The 18,660-nt window shown below is 54.3% G+C and carries 18 protein-coding genes and 1 tRNA gene; 5 read left to right on the top strand and 14 right to left on the bottom strand.

Going from position 1 to position 18,660, the window contains the following annotated elements:
• Positions 1-49: 49 nt before the first annotated feature.
• The 6 genes from CFELI_RS11215 to thrE (CFELI_RS11190) form a co-directional block, all read right to left on the bottom strand.
• Positions 50-403, bottom strand: a complete 354-nt coding sequence (locus CFELI_RS11215; protein WP_277104884.1) for a hypothetical protein — start codon at positions 401-403, stop codon at positions 50-52.
• 52 nt (positions 404-455) lie between these two features.
• Positions 456-1,199, bottom strand: coding sequence for a trehalose-phosphatase (otsB, locus tag CFELI_RS11210; RefSeq protein ID WP_277104885.1), 744 nt, complete (start codon positions 1,197-1,199; stop codon positions 456-458).
• A complete protein-coding gene (locus tag CFELI_RS11205; RefSeq protein ID WP_290259023.1) occupies positions 1,196-1,672 on the bottom strand; it encodes a hypothetical protein in 477 nt (158 codons plus the stop codon). The genes otsB and CFELI_RS11205 overlap by 4 nt, the downstream gene beginning before the upstream one ends.
• Positions 1,669-3,111: an alpha,alpha-trehalose-phosphate synthase (UDP-forming) gene (locus CFELI_RS11200; RefSeq protein WP_277104887.1), complete on the bottom strand. Its 1,443-nt coding sequence runs from the start codon at positions 3,109-3,111 to the stop codon at positions 1,669-1,671. Before CFELI_RS11200 ends, CFELI_RS11205 begins: the two co-directional genes overlap by 4 nt.
• Positions 3,112-3,186: 75 nt before the next feature.
• Complete coding sequence (locus tag CFELI_RS11195) at positions 3,187-3,525, bottom strand: hypothetical protein (protein WP_277104888.1); 339 nt, start codon at positions 3,523-3,525, stop codon at positions 3,187-3,189.
• Between the two features lie 106 nt (positions 3,526-3,631).
• Positions 3,632-5,074: a threonine/serine exporter ThrE gene (gene thrE, locus CFELI_RS11190; protein ID WP_374724705.1), complete on the bottom strand. Its 1,443-nt coding sequence runs from the start codon at positions 5,072-5,074 to the stop codon at positions 3,632-3,634.
• A gap of 157 nt (positions 5,075-5,231) precedes the next feature.
• On the opposite strand from thrE (CFELI_RS11190), the gene CFELI_RS11185 reads away from it, so the two are divergent.
• A tRNA-Thr gene (locus CFELI_RS11185) sits at positions 5,232-5,304 on the top strand.
• A 104-nt stretch (positions 5,305-5,408) separates the two neighbouring features.
• Here the strand turns inward: CFELI_RS11185 and CFELI_RS11180 are convergent.
• From CFELI_RS11180 to CFELI_RS11150, 7 genes are all read right to left on the bottom strand, one after another.
• A complete protein-coding gene (locus CFELI_RS11180) occupies positions 5,409-6,629 on the bottom strand; it encodes an MFS transporter (protein WP_277104889.1) in 1,221 nt (406 codons plus the stop codon).
• Positions 6,630-6,706: 77 nt separating this feature from the next.
• The gene (locus tag CFELI_RS11175; protein ID WP_277104890.1) at positions 6,707-7,996 is read right to left on the bottom strand and encodes a hypothetical protein; all 1,290 of its coding nucleotides are present in this window, start codon (positions 7,994-7,996) and stop codon (positions 6,707-6,709) included.
• A 26-nt stretch (positions 7,997-8,022) separates the two neighbouring features.
• Positions 8,023-9,162 (bottom strand): hypothetical protein, encoded by a 1,140-nt coding sequence (locus CFELI_RS11170; RefSeq protein WP_277104891.1) that lies wholly within the window; start codon positions 9,160-9,162, stop codon positions 8,023-8,025.
• A 146-nt stretch (positions 9,163-9,308) separates the two neighbouring features.
• Entirely contained in the window at positions 9,309-10,778 is a 1,470-nt protein-coding gene (gene thrE, locus CFELI_RS11165) for a threonine/serine exporter ThrE (RefSeq protein ID WP_277104892.1), read from the bottom strand.
• A 93-nt stretch (positions 10,779-10,871) separates the two neighbouring features.
• Positions 10,872-12,131 (bottom strand): MFS transporter, encoded by a 1,260-nt coding sequence (locus tag CFELI_RS11160; RefSeq protein WP_374724747.1) that lies wholly within the window; start codon positions 12,129-12,131, stop codon positions 10,872-10,874.
• Between the two features lie 180 nt (positions 12,132-12,311).
• Positions 12,312-12,869 (bottom strand): TetR/AcrR family transcriptional regulator, encoded by a 558-nt coding sequence (locus CFELI_RS11155; protein ID WP_277104894.1) that lies wholly within the window; start codon positions 12,867-12,869, stop codon positions 12,312-12,314.
• Positions 12,856-14,286, bottom strand: coding sequence for an MFS transporter (locus tag CFELI_RS11150; RefSeq protein WP_277104895.1), 1,431 nt, complete (start codon positions 14,284-14,286; stop codon positions 12,856-12,858). Before CFELI_RS11150 ends, CFELI_RS11155 begins: the two co-directional genes overlap by 14 nt.
• A 164-nt stretch (positions 14,287-14,450) precedes the next feature.
• Between CFELI_RS11150 and CFELI_RS11145 the strand changes: the two genes are divergently transcribed.
• From CFELI_RS11145 to CFELI_RS11130, 4 genes are all read left to right on the top strand, one after another.
• A complete protein-coding gene (locus CFELI_RS11145) occupies positions 14,451-15,155 on the top strand; it encodes a response regulator transcription factor (protein ID WP_277104896.1) in 705 nt (234 codons plus the stop codon).
• Between the two features lie 15 nt (positions 15,156-15,170).
• Positions 15,171-16,652 (top strand): sensor histidine kinase, encoded by a 1,482-nt coding sequence (locus CFELI_RS11140; RefSeq protein WP_277104897.1) that lies wholly within the window; start codon positions 15,171-15,173, stop codon positions 16,650-16,652.
• Positions 16,653-16,738: 86 nt separating this feature from the next.
• On the top strand, positions 16,739-17,047 hold the full coding sequence (locus CFELI_RS11135; protein ID WP_277104898.1) for a hypothetical protein: 309 nt from the start codon (positions 16,739-16,741) through the stop codon (positions 17,045-17,047).
• Between the two features lie 45 nt (positions 17,048-17,092).
• Positions 17,093-17,947, top strand: a complete 855-nt coding sequence (locus CFELI_RS11130; RefSeq protein WP_290259022.1) for a hypothetical protein — start codon at positions 17,093-17,095, stop codon at positions 17,945-17,947.
• 61 nt (positions 17,948-18,008) lie between these two features.
• On the opposite strand, the gene CFELI_RS11125 is transcribed toward CFELI_RS11130, so the two are convergent.
• Positions 18,009-18,416 (bottom strand): HIT family protein, encoded by a 408-nt coding sequence (locus tag CFELI_RS11125; protein WP_277104900.1) that lies wholly within the window; start codon positions 18,414-18,416, stop codon positions 18,009-18,011.
• Between the last annotated feature and the right edge of the window lie 244 nt (positions 18,417-18,660).

Raw genomic sequence — 18,660 nt, 5'->3', positions numbered from 1 at the left:
TGATAGCGTGCGGGGTCAAGTGTCACAATTTACGGCACTCCCCAACGCTTCATAGACTCACATGAGCATGCTCACCGAGGGGTAACGGGTGGCGGGGCAACCTTGGCACAGAGGCGCATGTTTGTAAGCTGCGGGTCGTCGTGTAGTTGGTGAGCAAGTTTTCGGTGTGGATAAAAGGCAGGCCACGTTTCAGCTTGGTGTCTAGCGCCAACTCCTTGGCAGGCTGGACAGCTTCCTCAAAGTGACCCTGATCGCTCAACAAGTCAAGTGCTTGGGAGTAAAATCCGTGCACTTGTTGCCACTGGTTACAGCCCAACGTGAGGGTGGCTTTCACTTTCATAAACCGCACCGAGTTGGCGGGGTCGACCTGTGCTGCTTCGCCGATCAGAGGCAGAATTCCCATAAGCGAGAGTGCGCATCCCCAACTTGCTCTCCAACGCAGCAATGTCAGTCATTTACCCTCTCGCCTCTAAAAACTTGACCCGCTCACATACTAGCTGGGACAAAAATTCACCCACCGCAGGCACATTCTCCAGCCTGCGTGTGGCAAGAGTGGGGCCGGAACCGACCTTGACGCCTAAGTCGGCGTCGTCAAGCACAGCAAAACCATCCTCATCAGTCGTATCGTCGCCAATAAACACAACCGCATCAGGACGCAACAACGCCTTCGCTTGGCTAATCCACACCCCCTTATTCATGCTCACCACAGAAGCCTCCACAATAAACTTGCCCGGCTTCATGCTCACCCCAGAGATCTGAAGCGCACTCGCACGCGCATACACCTCATCAGCACGAGCACGATCCGCACACGCAATCACATGCAACACCCGATTAAACGGCTTATGCTCCACAAACGCGCCGGGAAGATCGACAATGAGCTGCTCAAACGCCTTAGTTGCCGCATTCAAAGCCGCGCGCTGAGCATCACTGAGCGTACTATTCGCAGCCACCTCCAACGTCGACTCCGCCCCATGCGAACCCGCCAAAATAAGCGGATCACCCAAACCCGACACCCTACGCAACCCCGCCAAATCACGACCAGACAACACCGCCACACGAGTATCAGGCAACATAGCTAAACACTTCAGCGCAGCAACCGCCTCATGATTGATCGGCACATTCATCGCATCAGTCGAAAACTCCGCCAAGGTGCCATCAAAATCACTCACCACCAACAACGAAGGAACACGCGCAATCATGGCTGCACCAAACGAATCGCACGCGGCTCCACCGCCGAAGGCGAAGACTCCCGCAACACAATCTCCTTCGCATTCACATGCTCAATCGACAACGGGCCCGACGTTAAAATGCTGGTCAACGCATCATGAATAAACTTCGGCTTCCCCGAACAACCAGCAACCTGCTCCAAATCAAACTCAGCATGCGTAATCGTCATTTCAGTAGCAGCCTCCAAAATCACAGGCTTATCATCTTTCGTATACACAGCCTGCGCCTGCAACGGGGCACAACCAGTAAAACCAGCCACCGTCGAACGCCCCAAACTCAACGCCACAGCCCCCGCAACCTCATCCGGCACACCAGCGGGAACATCAGTCGCGGAATACACATGCGACACCTGCCAAGTCGTGTCCGCTAACGGCTCCGACTGCGCACACCCTGATAACACACAAGCCACAGCAGCAATCATGCCCACACGCAGGCGAACCATCACATATTCTCCGAATCTTTCAGTGCGTGCAAAAACGCATTCGCCCACACATTAACATCATGATCAACAACCTGCGTATGCAGTTGACGCATCCGCGCCCGCGCGGAGTCCGGGTCCTGCGCAAGCGCCTTCGTTGAATGCTGCAACTGGCGCTTAATCGACTCCACATCAAAAGGATTACACAAATACGCCTGCGCTAACTCCTCAGCCGCACCAGCAAACTCACTCAACACCAACGCGCCTGAACCATCACCGTGGCACGCAACATACTCCTTAGCCACCAAGTTCATCCCATCCTTAAAGGGAGTCACCAGCATCACATCGGCGGCACTATATAACTCCACCAGCCGCCACTTCGGCAACGACGTGTGGTGATAACTGACCACTGGGCGACCAATCTGGCCGAAACGACCATTGATTCGGCCAACCGCCTGCTCCACCTCGGCACGAGTTGCCTGATAATGATCAATCCGCTCCCGCGACGGCGTCGCAATCTGCAAAAACAACGTATCCGGCTCCAAGGCACCTAACTCATGCATCTCCTCAATGGCATGCAGGCGTTGCAAAATGCCCTTCGTATAATCCAGCCGATCCACACCCAAAATCAGCACACGAGGATTACCCAACTCGGCGCGAATCTTCGCCACATCCACCTGCTGGTTGAGAAACGGTGTCGGATCGATCGAAATCGGAAACGCCCCCACATGCACCCACCGGCCATCACTGGCCTGCACCTTGGCGCCCGCTTGACGCACCCCCACCTGGCCTGCGACCTCAAGGCCAGACACATGCTCAACCACATGTATAAAGTTGCGGGCATTGGATTCCAAATGGAAACCAATGACATCTGACCCCAGCACTCCGCGCACAATCTCTTCCCGCCACGGCAACTGGCGGAACAAATCCGGTGCCGGGAAGGGGATATGCAGGAAAAAACCGATGGTCAGGTCAGGGCGGATCTGACGCAAAATACCGGGAACAAGCTGCAGCTGGTAGTCCTGCACCCACACGGTCGCGCCCTCGGCCGCAACGGAAGCAGTCTCTCTGGCAAACTTTTCGTTGACTTCACGGTAGGCTTCCCACCACTGGCGGTGATACTGGGGTGGAACAATCAGATCGTGGTACAGCGGCCACAGCGTGGCGTTGGAAAAGCCTTCGTAAAAGTTCTCAAAATCTTCCGCGGTCAAAGTCACAGGGTGCAAAAGCACGCCGGAGTCGGTGCGGAAAGGTTCGGGGGCCTGTTCAGTGGTGCCGGGCCACCCCACCCAGCAGCCGCGGTGCTTCTCCAACACTGGGGAGAGTGCGGTAACTAATCCACCTGGGCTGGGGCTCCACGTGATCGCTCCCTCTGGGCTGACGCTTTGGTCGACGGGGAGGCGGTTAGCAACAACAACGAAATCGTTGGTGCCAACGAGTTGGGCGGGTGGTTTGGGCGTTTCCATACTGTACGACGTTAATAGAAAAAGTCGGCACACCGAAAAGGCAATGCCGACGCATCAACAAAGTCTCAGAAAGCTTTAAGCCTTCTTTGTGGTCTTCTTTGTTGTTTTCTTCGCTGCTTTCTTTGTGGTCTTCTTCGCAGCCTTCTTCGTTGTCTTCTTGGCTGCCTTCTTCGTGGTCTTCTTCGCACCACGCTTCGTCGCCTTCTTCGGCGCAGCCTTTTCTTCGAACTCCGCTGATACCTTACGGTACGACAAACCTTCAGGTTCCACGCCGAGCATGCACATCAACGTGACACCATCGAAGAAATCTTCAGAATAGGATGCAACGACTCTACGAGCCGCCGCTGCGGTTTCCGCCTCGACCGCATGCAGGGATTCGGCGGGGGTACGGGTGTCAGTGACCTTTGGTGGCAAGGCCGCCTCCTTCAAAGCAAGACTTGAGACTTTCTGTGCGAAGTTCAAATTGTACGGTATTTCGCACCAAATTTCCAGACACAAAGCTCACAGGTGGGGGTGAAGTTTAAGGCTCTTTCCGCTTCTTCTTCCACTGGCTCTGCCGCATCGGTGCAGGGAAGTAGCGGTAGAAGTTAATGCTTGGCGGGCGGCGCAGACGCCTGGCCATCCATTCACCTAACACCACACCGCTGGCAAGGGCGGCGGCGATCGATAATGCCAGTGCCATATTGGTAAAGCCCACCAGCATTTGCGAGTTCAGCGCGGCAAACATCCCGCGGTAGAGTGCAAGGCCAGGCAGCAGCGGTGTGATGCCCGCGATGGCGGTAATGAGTGGTGGGGTGAGGAAACGACGCGCCATCAAACCGCCGGCGAAACCGATCACTGTCGCCGCGATGGAGGTGGAGATAATCACGCTGATCTCACCTGGCAGTAGCGCAAAATAGTAGATAAATGCGCCCAAGCCACCGGTGAGTCCGGCAACAAAAATACTGGCCCCTTCCGCGTAGCTGGCGACTGCGAAGCTTATCGACGCGCAGGCACCGGCCACAATCTTCACCGAGGCTGAGCTTAAACTCAGCTCTGCCAGGCTTTCGAGCGGTGGGAGGGAAATGCCGATGAATTCACTGGCTTGGATGCCCGCACCCACACCCGCAACCACCGCGGAAGTGAGCAGGAGGGTTTCAAAGAAGCGGGCGCTGGCTGTGACCGGTGCGCCAGTGATCCCATCTTGGATGGATTGGACAAAGGTTAAACTCGCCAGCATTACCACGATGCCTGCGGCAATGATGTGGGAAGGGGTGATGAAAATATCAAAGTGGTGCGCCACTTGGTAGGTGATCGCGGCGGGGACAGTGGCAATGAAGCCACCGAAGATGTTTTGGAAGAAGGGCGGGAGTTGGTGCCGTGCTAAAAATGTGGAGGCGACCATGATCATCACGCTGATGATGAAACTGACTAGTGCCACCAGCACACCTCCGCCGAGCATCACCGATACCGAGGCCCCGAGTCCACCCCAACCCATAAGGGAGGTCTTGAATCCGTAGGAGGCTGGGGAGCGAAACAGCCCGTCGAGGATGTTTTCGGCAACTTCAGGTGGGGTGGCTCCGGATTGGATGGAACGCACCAGCCGGTCGACTTCACTGAGTTTGGAAAAATCGGTAGCCATCCGTGAAACCACTCGAAAAACGCTCACGGGCAATTTCTTCTCGGTGCCGATGGTGGTGAAAACAGTAATGGTGTTTAAGGTGATATCAACGTGGGCGTAGTGCAGGCCGTAGGCGGAGGTGACGGCGTGAACTTGAGCAACAGTATCGCGGTTTGAGGTTCCGGAGGAAAGTAAAATATCGCCAATGCGGGCGGCTAGATCCATCACGCCTGCAACTTGGGCGGGGTCGGTGAGATCAACAGGTGCCAGCGGGGAGGGGGGCGGTGCGGCTTTGACGGCGTCGATGGTGGCGATGCGTCCACTTTTGTTGGTGGTGCTTTTCAGCCAGTGCCACATTTTCACTGTTCGACCCCTTCGCCATGGTAGATGAGTTGTTAGTGGCTAATATACGCAACCGTTGCGATTTCGATGTGTTTGTGCAGGGTGGGGGTGCACGTTGAATTATTGGACAGTTGTTTAGTAAAGTATTCCGCAGTGCTCAACACTAGTAGTGCACTGTGCTGGAGTGGCGCAATCGGTAGCGCACCTGTCTTGTAAACAGGTGGTTGCGAGTTCAAGTCTCGTCTCCAGCTCAAAAATACAAGGTCACAAGCTTTTTGGCTTGTGGCCTTTCGGTATTTTTGGCGGTAGGTGACCGTTTAGTGTCCACTTTTTGAGTGTTGAGAACGTTTTCCGATCAGGCACTCGTGTCAATCTGCGACGAATGGCGGAGTTTGATCGCAACAATCAACCAGCCGACGGCACCACTCATGCACATTGTTAAGCCGGAAATCATAGGCGTTGAATGTAAAACCAACCAGGAAATGGTTGCTGGAACGGCTATGGCGGCGAAACCGCCCGCGATCATAAAAAGAGCCATGACTCTGCCCTGAAGATTGACAGGGGTCAGTGCGAATACATCAGTAAACAGCCCTGCATTGAGGGCAGGCGAGAGAACCATCATCACTGCTGCGCTTAGAACCATCCACACAAGTGTGCCACTACTGAGCATGAATAAGACGCAGCCTACGATTTGCCACAATAGGCCAACCGTAATTAACTGTTGACTTCGGAAACGATCCGTTAATCGTGGGGCGATGGTTGCCCCGACGAGCCCGCCCAAGGCAAAACCAGAGACGACGAGCCCCACGTGTTCGGAGCCGTAGCCGTTGAAGGGGAGAAAATATACCGGCCATGACACAGCAGCAAAGTACATGAAATTAATAAATGGGGTAGCGAGAAGGACTCGCCGCAGCTGTGGGGTAGCGAAAAGAAAGCTCAATGCATCCCTGTACTTAGCACCAGTGGTGTGTTCAGCTGCATGTGGTTGGAGAAAATCTTTGATAGTGCGCAGTATTCCCACAAAAACGAGTGCGCACAGGCTACGCAGGAGAAAAGGCAACCACGGTGCGATTGAAAAGACCAATCCAGTAGCACTAGGTCCTACGAGACTAAGCACGGAGCTTCTGGCCTGTGCTGCGGCAGTCGCTCGTGGAAACTGTTCGGGGGTGATGAGCGATTTTAACGCAGCATCGTTGACAGGTTCAGCCCCAGCGAAACTGATAGCGCTTATCAAAACTAATAACGAAACGATAAGTAGCGATGGGTTGTGGGACAGTGCGGAATAAATTGTGACGCCAATACTTGAGAGCGCAGCAACAGTGACCACGCTGAAGAGCAGCCGAAACCGCGAGTATTTATCAGCCCAGAAACCACAGCACCAAACGGCACACAATTCAGCAGCCGCAACAACAGACGCAATTATTCCTGCAGTGCTCACCGAGCCCCCAACGTGAATAATTAAAAGAGGCACAGCCACCGATGTGGCAGCGCCAATTGAGAGCGCAGTTTCAGCACTAAACCAACGCCGAAAAGTGGCATTTCCAAAAGGATTCTTCGTCAATGAAGAGTGCCTCATACCGCCTCCTTACCGTCACATAATTCAACCCGCAGCTCGTGCCCTGGTTGTGATGAGGCGACGTGTTCTCGTTGTGTTTAGAGGTATCGTGATTGGAAAACACTCGCGTCTTGTGCGCTGGCATCCGATTCAGAATCGGACAATGCCGAGGCGGATTCAACCCAGTACCCCATGAATTTTTGTGCCCACATCGTATCATTGCGCACTAATGCGCACACTAAGGCACATAAGCGTTGGCGAAAATGACTGTGAGGAAGTGCTACAACATAACTCTCAAGTTCGTTCACACAGAGGGGATGGTGTGCGACGATGACCTCGGCTAAATCTATTAATGAAAGTGCATGCGGGGCTGAGATGGTAGCAGCAGTTGTAGTCAACGCAATGCGCACAGCCAGTGCGGGTTGATCATTCCTCCACAACGCATAGGCGGCCAGTAGTGCACTTTGGCTACGCAACCCCCACTCGCCACAAGAATCCGCCCTCATCCATGCCTGCTGCGCATACACACTTGCCTGACGGTAATCCCCGCCCAGTGCCGCCCGGTATGAATGAAGAAGATCGATGAGAATCCTAGGGTGAGCTGAATCTGGGAGATGTGCACACATCTGGCACAAATAATCCAAGGCACCCTCGTAGGAATCAGGCGAGGTATTGCCCAAAGCTTCGTCCAGTTTCTCGCGCGCACTGTGCCACAGACGTCGAACAACCGGTGAGTGGTGATTGTGCGCATGTTCGTCACATACAGTGAACACGGTTGTGAAGCGCTGCTGATCGTGATCGAGCTGTGCAGGTGCGACGGGAACAATCTCACCTACTAGTTGATAGTGGTGCGCAACAAATTGGCTACGACGTACACCACTTAGCCACGCGCTTCGAGCATAGTCTGTGAGCATAGTGGCACAAGCTTCTTGCAGCTGGGCACAGTCATCGTGGTAGCTAGGAGCCACATCATACTGAGTTGCCAGACGCGCGCATTGCTTAAGTAAAAGCTCACTTGTCGCGTGGGAAAATTCACTAACGATGGGATCTGCAATGCTGCACGAACGATAACCAAGCCCCACATAGTAATACGCTTCATTCCACAACACGTCGAAAGCGCAACCAGGATCGCCACTGTTTTCATATTTTTGAGCCACCGTTGCCGCACAATGGCGCAAACCCCGATAATCGTTCAGGCTCATGAGGCTTTCGATGATCGGGGAAATAAGCAACACATCATCAGCGAAATGAACGGAGTCCATCGACACACGCACAGCAGCTGCATGCACAAGTGGCGCTAAAAATACGGCATGATCCGAATCCACACGTCGTGCCAGAGACTCAATCACCTCAGCACTGAGGCCTGAAAAATCCGCTTTCCTACACATTGTGTCAGCTTCTCTGGAGTGGTCGATTAACTGCGAATAAGCGCCTGAATATCGGCAACAGTATGCGGTTGGACAAGCCCTGGGCGGGCGTCGAAACGCTGCGCGAGCTGCAACGCCAACTCCTCACACCATTGGGCAGCCTCACGCACCGTCGGCTCCATCAAATCCGGCATCGAACCCCACGGCAAACAATCACCCTCAAAGCGCACCTTACGCATCCGACGCCCCGAACTACCCACCCGATACAACATACGAGCAGCACACGCAGCAGTCTCCATCAAAATACGCGGAGTCTCCACCTGCGCCCAATGCTTAATATTCGAGGCGAAAAACGCCCGACCCAACCGCAACCCACGATCCTGCTTCGCATCCGCAAAATCCGCAAAAAAACGATAATGATCCGGCAAAAACTCACCCCCCAACGGATCAATCAACGCCGACAACAACAACACCCGATGCCGCTTCTTCGCCAACGATATCTCACCCAAATGCACCCACGCCTGCAACAAACTCATATGCAGATTTAACGGCTGCGACTGGCAAAACTCCTCCGGGCGGGCCAACACCTGCTCACCCAACTCAGCCGCCTCAGCAAACCGCCCCTGATAAGACAACTCCCTAATCTCATGAATCGGCAAACAACTCGGGCACTCCGAAAAACGCCCCTCCTTCGGCTCCACCTGCCACGCAGCAAACGCATCCGCCGCCAACTGAAAATCCCCGAAATCACGGTAAGCATAAAACGACCGCAAATAATATTCCTGCATGCAGCCATCCTGCTCCACCATAAACTCCCGCAACTGCTCCAAACGCGCCACCAACGCCGACACCGGAGTGGCAGGATGATCTGTTTCAGCCAACAACACAAACTTAAAACAACACCCCAAAATCTCAATCACCATCGGCCGAGACTCAAGATGCAAATGCCCCTCAATAAACGCCAAGGTCTCATCAAACAACTCCGGCAACCGGTACAGCATCCCCGAATAGGCATAAGCCAAACACAGCTGTGCCATCGAATACGCAACAGCATCCTCATCACCCAACGAACGCGCCACCCCCAGCGCCTCCTCATGCAACAACACCCGCTGATAAGAAAACTCCTCAGCCTCAGCTTGAAGCATCAAAGACTCAAAATCTTCAAGGGAATACGAAGAATCCTGCATAATACCTCGATCACCACTCCTAGAAAGCTAAACGAAAGATCCGTACACGGAATCTTAAAAGAAAAACCGCACCTATGTAGCCCAAATCACCAGCCAACAGCCGACACTAACGCTCCACAGTCACCCCACGCCACACCGTTTGGGGTTTAGCGAACCTGCGGTGAATCTTCAGGCCCAAACACTCCCCGACGACGCGCCATCATCGTGGCCAAACGCACATAACGACCCAAGCCACGCGGCCGCCGAATCCGCCTAGCCCACCACTCCCCAAAAAACACACCCGCCGACAACGCCGTGGCAGTAGCCAGCGCCACCGTTAAATTAGAAAAACCCACCAAAATCTGTTCATGTAACAACCCATACATGCCCCGATAAATAGACAAACCCGGCAACAACGGAGTCACCCCAGCAATCGCCACAATCAACGGCGGAATAAGATACCGTCTAGCAATCAAACCACCACTGACACCAATAAACACCGCCACCAACGCCAAAGCCGACACGCTGCCAACCCCAGCAGGAAGAAACACATAATAAAACAGCGACGAACCCAAAAAACTCACCACACCCGACACCAGCGTCGAAGGCCAATCAGCCAAACACGCCCGCGCAAACGCCGCCGAAGCCACAGCACCCCCAGCCACACGAGCAGTTGCCGAGGCAAAATTAGGCACCGGCTGGGTCTCCATCGGCGGCAAAGAAAAACCCAAATGCGCCGACAACTCAATACCAATACCCACCCCAGCAACAATCCCGCCAGTAATAATCACCGTGTCAAAAAACCGCGCATTACCCGTCACCGGGGCAAAAGTTACACCATTTTGAATCGCCTGCACCAACGTCAACCCCGCCAACATCGCAATAATACTGGTCGCAATCACCATACTGGGCCGAAGTGTGACACCAAACTCAATCCCCACCCGATACGCCACACCAGCGAGCAAAGCAGCAAAAACACCGCCCAAAACATTGTGGAAAAACACCGGCAAACCCCAGCGGGTCAACAACGAACTCGTACCAATAATCACCGCAGCAGCAACCATGCTCAACAACGCCACCCACACATCACCGCCGAGCAAAACAGACACGGCAGCACCCATGATCGCCCAACACACCAAAACCCCCGGCAACCGCATCGGAGGATCAGACACAGCAAGGGCGTCGAGACGCTGCTGCGCAGCAGCCAAATCCACCCTGCCAGCATGAATATCCCGAATCAACTGATCGGTGATCGTCAGCTGATGAAAATCATTCGGCGGCGAAGAAATCACCCGCACCACCGTCACCGGATCAACCCGACTCCCACCCACCTGAGCAAACAACCGAATCCGGTTATGCGTAATATCCACATGCGCACCCCACACACCAAAACTCTCCATCACCGCGGACACCTGACGCATCGCATCAGAATGCGTCGAACCCGCCGCAATCACAATCTCACCAATCCGCGCCGCAGTATTCAACACCCCACTGACCTGCGCATGATCATGAAAATCCACCGGCGCAACCGGAGCAAGCGGCGGAGCCTGAGCAACATCAATCGTTGCAGACGACGCGACGTGCGAACGCGCCGAAAAACCCAACCTTGATGCTACACGCCTGAGGAAAAAGCCCATGCTTATACAGTCTAGCCCCCTGAAACCGCACACAGCACAAACCCTCCTTGCCAAAAACACCAGGACAAGGAGGGCAAGAAAAATAAGGAGAAGTTACGCCTTCACCGAATCCTCAAAAGGAGCAAGTGCCGGGCGTGGCTCACGCACAAAGATCAACACACCAGCACCAGCAAGCAGCACCAAACCAATACCCAAAATACCGGCACGGTCAGTACCAAAAATCCACACAAAAGCAGTAAACGCAAGCGGTGCAAGCCAGCTCACAGCACGGCCAGTGGTGGCATACAAACCAAACATCTGACCCTCATGCCCTACCGGAGCCATACGCGACAAGAACGTGCGGGAGGACGATTGAATAGGGCCGACAAACAGGCACAGAATCAAACCGAAAATCCAGAAATTCTTCGGGCCTTCCACCACAAACAAAATCCCCGCCGTGACCACCATGGATACCAGCGAGACTAAAATCACCGGCTTCGGGCCGAACTTATCATCCAAATACCCAGCACCGAGCGCACCGAAACCAGCAATGAGATTCGCAGCAATACCAAACACCAACACATCACTTGCGCTGAGCCCAAAGACTGAGACCGCAAGAATCGCACCAAAGGTAAACACCGCGGCCACACCATCGCGGAAAATCGCGGAAGAAATAAGGAAGAACACCGAGGAGCGCTGCTTGCGCCACAACGTGGCAATCGTGCGAAACAGCTCCACATAGCTGGTCTTCACACCACCGGACATGATCGACGGATTCGGGGGAACCTCCGGCACCCGAAACATCACCGGCAGGCAGAAAATAATGAACCACGCAGCAGCGAAAATCGCCACCATGCGCACATTGAATCCGCCCTCAGTAGGGAATGCAAAAAGGCCACCGTCACCGGCAATAAAACCGAAATAGCAGACCGCCAGCAAAATAATGCCCCCGAAATATCCCAGTGACCAGCCGAAACCAGAAATGCGGCCGACGTTTTTCTCCGTCGAAATCTGATTCAGCATGGCAAAGTAGGACACTTCGGCTAACTCGTAGGTCACACTCGCGATCGCCATGATGCTAATACCCACCCAGAAATACATGGGGGCGTCATCGCGGATGAAAAATAGGGTGAGCATGAGTATGAAAGTCACCGTGGTCCAACGCCGCACGCTCTTGCGGCGCGTGCCCCTGGCGTCGGAACGCTGCCCCAACACGGGTGCGAGCAACGCAATAGCGATACCGCCCGCAGCAATAGCGAGGCTGTACCAGGAGGAGGCGGAGAAGCGGGAGTTAATGTTTTCGCCTACCGAAGAAATCAGGTAGACGGAAAACACAAAGGTCACCAGCACAGCGTTGAAGGCGGCGGAACCCATGTCCCACAAAGCCCAACATAAAACGGTCGTTTTATCGGTGCGACGGGTAGCGCTGAAGTCGGGTATTTCCGAGGAAGGAACCTCGCAAGGCTCAGTGGGAGTGCAGCTAGTCATGAGAATACTTTAAACCCTCACACTCGCTTTTGCGCACCCAACTACCCCAAGGGTGCGAAGAAAAATTTAAGATTTTTCTTTGGTTTTCGGTTCGATGTATTCATCAAAGATAGCCAGCGCCCGCTCGATCAGTTGGGTGCGCTGAGTGGGCGAAAGCTTCACACCATTGATATGGTCGTGCACCCACAACCCGTCCGCCAAAATTTGGAACAGATACAGGTCGGGGTTTTCCTCCACCATCTTTACGGGCACACCCCAGCGGTCAAACACTTCCAACCACGGGGAAGACATGGCGGGGTTGGTGGCTGCGTCTAAGCTCATACGCAGCTCAGCACGGGTGGCGGAGGCGGACATGGTGCTAAAGCAGGCGTGCACCCGGGTATGAAAACTCACCTCTTCCGCTCTCCCGCCGGCATAGGCGATCATTTCTTCTTCCCAACACTGAGCTAGGTGGGTGTTGATATCCAGCAGCAAAGCGTCGCGGGTGGGGAAGTGGTAGATCAACCCGGATTTGGAGAAGCCACTGGCTTGGGCGAGGCTGTCGTAGGTGAGGGCGTCGAGTCCTTTGGCTTCGACAATAGCAATGGCAAAGGTGAGCAGTTGGTGTTTCTTATTCGTGCGCATACTCGGTTTCTTTCGGGTTGCCTTTGATGATGATCACAGTCAGTACTGCAGCACTCAGTGCGGCGAGTGCTGCGATCGTGATGGTGCTGAAGTAGGCAGCATCGTAGGCGGGTGCTGATGGTTGTGTGTTGAGGTAGCGGTTGTAGAACCAGGGGCTGAGCGATCCCAAGATGGCAACTGATAGCAGGGTTCCGAATTCGTAGGAGACTGCTTCAACGGAGCTTGCCATGCCAGAGCGGCTGGCGGGCGCTGAGCCGATGATGGCGGTGGAGGTCACGGACATGACTAAGCCTGCGCCGGCGCCGGTGAGGACGAGGCCTGCGATGATGGTGCTTAAGGTGGCTGGTCCGAACGCGATCAGCCCGGTGCCGGTGGACATGACGAAGAATCCGCCTGCGATCAGTGGGGTGAATCCGACGCGGTGCAGGATGGCCCCGCCGAGTACGGAGGTGGGGAAGGCTGCGAGTGCGCCGGAGGCGACAAGCAGGCCGGCTTCCAGTGGGCTGAAGTGTTGGGTGATTTGCATGCGTTGGGTGGTCAGCAGTTCGGTTCCAGCGAGGACGAACATGCCGAATCCGGCGCCCGTGACACCGACCACGAGCAGTCGGTTGTTGAAGATGTCCCAGCTTAAGGTGGGTTGGGCAAGTGTTGCTTGTCGACGCTGAAACAGCACCCCAGCAATCAGTGCGGCTATCAGTGCGCAGCCGAGAACGAGATAGTCGGTGGGGGCGTGGGCGAATTCTTTGATGATGATCACAAGCCCGGCCATGGCGATCATGGCGTAGAAGGAGGAGAGGAAGTCCCACTGTTTGCTTTGGTTGGGTTGGTTGGCAGGGCCGAGTGCGAATGTGGCGATGAGGGTGAAGATGACGACGGGGACGTTGATAAGGAAGACCGATCCCCACCAGAAGTGTTCGAGCAGTAATCCGCCGATGAGTGGGCCGATTGCGGCGCCTAAGGTGGCCACTGAACCCCAAATTCCGATGGCGATATTGCGTTCGCGCACGTCGGTGAAGGTGTGGCGTAACAGGGCGAGGGTGGCGGGCATGAGAGTGGCTGCTCCGATTCCTAAGAGTCCGCGGGCGGTAATGAGGGTGGCGGGGTTGGGGGAGAAGGCGGCGATGGCGGAGGCGGTGCCGAAGATGAGAAGGCCGATGTCGAACATGCGGCGGTGGCCGATTTTATCGCCGAGGGTGCCGGTGCCAAGCAGGAGGGCGGAGACAACTAACGGGTAGGCGTTGATGGTCCACAGCCCTTGGAGTTCGGTGGTGTTGAGTTGGGCTTCGAGGGTGGGCAGGGCGGTGTAGAGGATGGAGTTGTCGACGCCGACCATGAAGAGGCCGAGTGAGAGGATGGCGAGGAAGAGCCATCGTTGTGAGTGTCTGAGTGTGGGTGGTGGGGTGTGTTGAAGCGCCATGGAAGCAAACTATACCGAACGGTCGTTACAGTTACTACTGTGGATTCACAGGCTGCTGGCAGTTGTATCCCAGCCTTCGCAGAGTTGGGGGTGCTTAGATTCTGTGGGAGCCTGACAAAGTAGCGGCTTCGAAAAACTGCGCAGTTTTAAGGAACAATAGAAGAATGAGCGAAAAAAACACCAAAGTCCTCGTTGTTGATGATGAGCCCAATATCGTGGAGCTACTCAGCGTAAGCTTGCGTTTTCAAGGCTTCGAGGTAGCCACGGCACATTCGGGGATGCAGGCGCTGGAAGTAGCGCGTGAGTTTGAACCCGATGCCTTCATTTTGGATGTGATGATGCCAGGCATGGATGGTTTCGAGCTTTTGCCGAAGCTACGTCAGGAGGGCTTTGAGGGGCCTGTCCTGTTTTTGACAGCCAAGGATGCGGTGGAGCATCGGATCCACGGCTTGACCATTGGCGCTGATGATTATGTGACCAAGCCTTTTAGCTTGGAAGAGGTGATTACGCGACTACGGGTGATTTTGCGCAGGGGCGCGAAGGTGGAGCAGCCGGAGGACAATCCGGCGGTGCTGAGCTATCACGATCTGGAGCTCAATGACGATACCCACGAAGTGACGCGGGGTGGTGTGGTGATTGATCTGTCGCCGACGGAATTTAATCTGCTGCGCTATTTGCTGCTCAACGCTGAGGTGGTGCTGTCGAAGGCGAAGATTTTGGATAATGTGTGGCATTACGATTTTGGCGGGGATGGAAATGTGGTGGAATCCTATATTTCGTATTTGCGCCGCAAGATTGACACCACGGATGTGCCGTTGATTCACACTGTTCGTGGTGTGGGTTATGTGCTGCGCCGCCCACGCGGGTAGTTGGGGTTTGGTATTGTGCTGAATCCGTTTTCCGGCAGTTCGTTTGCCGACGCCTCCACCGACTCGCCTGCCCAGTCCGGCAAGAAGCGGGTGACTAGGGCTGGACGGGATACGCGCCGGGGTGTTCCGCTGCGTTTTGGTTTGGTTTTTGTCACCATTTTGATTACCTCTTTTGGTTTGTTGGCCTCGGGTGTGGCGATTCAACAGTCGATGGAGGCTGAGGCATTGTCGCGTGTGGATGAGGAGCTCAAGCAGGGCTTAAATACGTGGGCGAAGCAGGATAGTTTGTATGCGCAGGCGAATTCTGGTTTTTTTAGTTTGCCTTCGGATTTCTTTGTGGGCCGCTATTACCATGATGGCAAGTTGGTGTATGTCAGCCATGAGCCGGAGGAGATTCCGGATACGCGAAATGTCAATGTTGATGGTCAACCCCATACGGTGCGTTCGTGGCAGCGTGACGACAGCACGGAGTGGCGGGTCATTGCCTCGACGCACCGCGATTTTATTGTGGTGGTGGCCAAGCAGATTGATGAGGACCGGGAGTTTTTGAACCGGTTGGCTGCGGGCCAGATTTCGATTGGCATCATCGTGTTGGTGATGGTGGGGTTGTTTGGCCATGTGATTATTCAGAAAACACTGCAGCCATTGCGCAAGGTGGAGGAGACGGCGAAGGCAATTGCCGGTGGGGATTTGGATCGCCGCGCCCCTGTACTTCCTGAGAATACTGAGGTGGGGGCAATGAGCCGTTCGATGAATGTGATGATGGAGCAGCTGCAGTCGGTGATCATTGAACTGCAGGCCAAGGAAGCACAGATGCGTCGTTTCGTTGGCGATGCCTCGCATGAGTTGCGCACACCGTTAACCAGTGTGAAAGGCTATGCGGAGCTGTATCGGTGTGGGGCGACTGACGATGCGAAGATGGTGCTGAATAAGATTGAGGAGGAAGCCGGCCGCATGAGCGTGCTGGTCGAAGACTTACTCAGTCTGACTCGCGCGGAGGAAACTCGTTTCGAGGAAATGCCGGTCGATGTGCTCAGTTTGTCCCAGTCGGTGTTGGGCTCAGTCCAGGGTGCCTTCCCTGATCGTTCGATGACGGTTTCAGGGGAAACGGATGAGCCACCGGTGGTTATTGGTGATCCCGGCCGCCTGCGACAAGTGCTCACGAACCTCGTGGTGAATGCGTTGAAGCATGGTGGTGATGAGGCGAAAGTTGATGTCGTTGTGGGGGCGACGGCGGAGTCGATCACGGTGGATGTGATTGATGACGGTGTGGGTATGACTGCCGAGGATGCCTCTCATATTTTCGAGCGCTTTTACCGCGCCGATACTTCCCGCACCCGCGCCACCGGTGGATCGGGCCTAGGCCTTGCGATTGTGAAGTCGATTGTGGAGTCCCACAAGGGCACCATCACCGTGACAACCGCCCCCGGTGAGGGAACAACTTTCCGCGTGAGCTTCCCGAAGGTGGTGATGAACTCGAAAAAGGGAAATCTTTGAGAATTGTCATAAGGACTGTGGGAGGGCAACGCTATACTAGGTCGTATTCATTATTGTGATCACGAGAGCTGCGAGAATGAAGGGGCGTGACAGATATGCAGGAATATGATCTGCGTGCGTTCATCTATCCTGAGAAGGTTACTGATGTCAACCAAATTTCTCGTATTGCTGAAAAGCTCTATGAAGTGTTTGACCGCCTACCGGAAGATTCTTTGAAGAATATTAGCTTTCTTCCCGATAGTATGCGTATCGAAATTCGCGCCTCGTTTTTGGCTGACAGTGTTGGGAAGGCTATCAATAAAGCCGATTTATTTTTGGAATCTATTACTCGCGAATATCAAAATTCCAATGATCTTGTCTTGACTCAAGGGACCAATCAACTCACCTACGCATAGAGTTTTGTGGCCACAATGCAGAATTACGATCGTGGGTGGGGAAGTGTGCACAAGGGTATTGATTTTCTTGAAGAAAATTGGCCCTCGATGCTTTTTGGTTTCGTCACTATTGAGAGCATAGCGCTTACGGTTTTCCCTTATTTTTCCACCATTGACAGTAGGTGGAGAGGGGTTTTGGTAGTCTTTACAGGCCTTTTTCTTGCTGCGTCAGGGCTGGGTTTCCGTAGAAGAAAAAAGAGCTATAAGCAGGTCGAGGATAAACTGCGGGAATCGGAGGAGCAGGTTCAGCGGTTTATCCAGCAGCACGCTGTTGAAAAAGAAACGTGGAAAAAACTGATCGACAGGTATCAGAAGAGCACGCTAGCTGTTGTCGTTTTTGCTTTGGATAAGTTGGCTCAAGAGTGCGAACTTGTCGATCTGAGCGGAGAAAGAGTTCGTAACGATGTGCGATTAACTGTGTATTGTTATGATTCGGCAGGATGCTGTTTTATCCCAATTGCTCGAACTTCGGGTCATGCTCGATATCGTGAGTTTGGACGAACGCGATATTCACGTGATTACGGAGTGATCGCCGACGGTTATGACAAAGGGCTTTCAATATTTCGGGTGCCTGGCACGGCGAAAAACTGGAAAAATTGCATGATTCAAGATTGTAATATTCCCGCCGACTTCGTCGAAAAAATGCGAATGCACTCACTCGTCATCTTGGCAATTCGCCTTGAGGTTGGAAATAAATATCCTGGTGTGCTCGTTATCGAAAGCATGGAACTTAAAGACTTGCCAGATGACCTGAACGACAAAGTTACATGCGCCAAATGGTTTAAACACGTGATCGCCCTTGTCGAACACGTCCAAGACTCACATGTCAAACAGCGCCAATTGCTGCCTGTTGGCACTTAAAGCGCCAGCCACCCACCCAACGCCGTAGGGTATCAGGGCGTAGGTGGGGGCGTCGATACGCTTAAGTGTTGGCGAGGGCAGCGATGATTTTCTCAGCAGCCTCATCCATCTTCGCAGGATCAGTCTCATTCATCCCCAGTGCGCGGGAGAAATCGTAGTCACTCATCTTCGCAGCAGGGAACACATGGATATGCGTATGCGGCACATCAAAACCAGCAATAATCATGCCCGCCCGCGGGGAGTCGAAAGCAGACACAATAGCCTGACCCACCCGCTGCGACACAGCACACACCTTTGCCCACACAGCAGGATCTAGATCAGTCCACCGATCCACTTCCTGCACCGGAACAACCAACGTATGACCATAAGCAAGCGGTTCGATAGTTAAAAACGCAACCACATCTTCATCGCGGTAGACGAAGCGACCCGGCAACTCGCCGTTAATAATCTTGGTGAAAACACTACTCATGCCTCACCACCCTAGCCCACCACCGTGAGATCCTGCCCCACACACCCACCCCCATCCCTCACACACCCGCCACACACCCGCCACACACCCGCCAAGCAGCTGCTCAGCACCTAGCAACCCGCCCTCTGACCCGCGCCAACACCCGCGCACGCGCAGGCAACTAAAAATAGGCTCTATGCAGGGCAAATGTTAGTCGATGCTGCAAATAGTGCAGGTGGGTTGGCGACAGCAGAAAACAGGCGTG

The sequence above is a fragment of the Corynebacterium felinum genome, from assembly GCF_030408755.1.
GTDB lineage: Bacteria > Actinomycetota > Actinomycetes > Mycobacteriales > Mycobacteriaceae > Corynebacterium > Corynebacterium felinum.
This window is presented reverse-complemented; position numbering and strand designations above follow the sequence as displayed.

Excerpts from the sequence above, each read along its gene's own strand:
- CFELI_RS11145 (WP_277104896.1), top strand. The coding sequence starts at position 14,451 with ATGAGCGAAAAAAACACCAAAGTCCTCGTTGTTGATGATGAGCCCAAT.
- thrE (WP_277104892.1), bottom strand. The coding sequence starts at position 10,778 with ATGGGCTTTTTCCTCAGGCGTGTAGCATCAAGGTTGGGTTTTTCGGCG.
- CFELI_RS11175 (WP_277104890.1), bottom strand. The coding sequence starts at position 7,996 with ATGTGTAGGAAAGCGGATTTTTCAGGCCTCAGTGCTGAGGTGATTGAG.
- otsB (WP_277104885.1), bottom strand. The coding sequence starts at position 1,199 with ATGATTGCGCGTGTTCCTTCGTTGTTGGTGGTGAGTGATTTTGATGGC.
- CFELI_RS11180 (WP_277104889.1), bottom strand. The coding sequence starts at position 6,629 with ATGAGGCACTCTTCATTGACGAAGAATCCTTTTGGAAATGCCACTTTT.
- CFELI_RS11155 (WP_277104894.1), bottom strand. The coding sequence starts at position 12,869 with ATGCGCACGAATAAGAAACACCAACTGCTCACCTTTGCCATTGCTATT.
- CFELI_RS11170 (WP_277104891.1), bottom strand. The coding sequence starts at position 9,162 with ATGCAGGATTCTTCGTATTCCCTTGAAGATTTTGAGTCTTTGATGCTT.
- CFELI_RS11215 (WP_277104884.1), bottom strand. The coding sequence starts at position 403 with ATGGGAATTCTGCCTCTGATCGGCGAAGCAGCACAGGTCGACCCCGCC.
- CFELI_RS11125 (WP_277104900.1), bottom strand. The coding sequence starts at position 18,416 with ATGAGTAGTGTTTTCACCAAGATTATTAACGGCGAGTTGCCGGGTCGC.
- CFELI_RS11160 (WP_374724747.1), bottom strand. The coding sequence starts at position 12,131 with ATGGGTTCCGCCGCCTTCAACGCTGTGCTGGTGACCTTTGTGTTTTCC.
- CFELI_RS11200 (WP_277104887.1), bottom strand. The coding sequence starts at position 3,111 with ATGGAAACGCCCAAACCACCCGCCCAACTCGTTGGCACCAACGATTTC.
- CFELI_RS11150 (WP_277104895.1), bottom strand. The coding sequence starts at position 14,286 with ATGGCGCTTCAACACACCCCACCACCCACACTCAGACACTCACAACGA.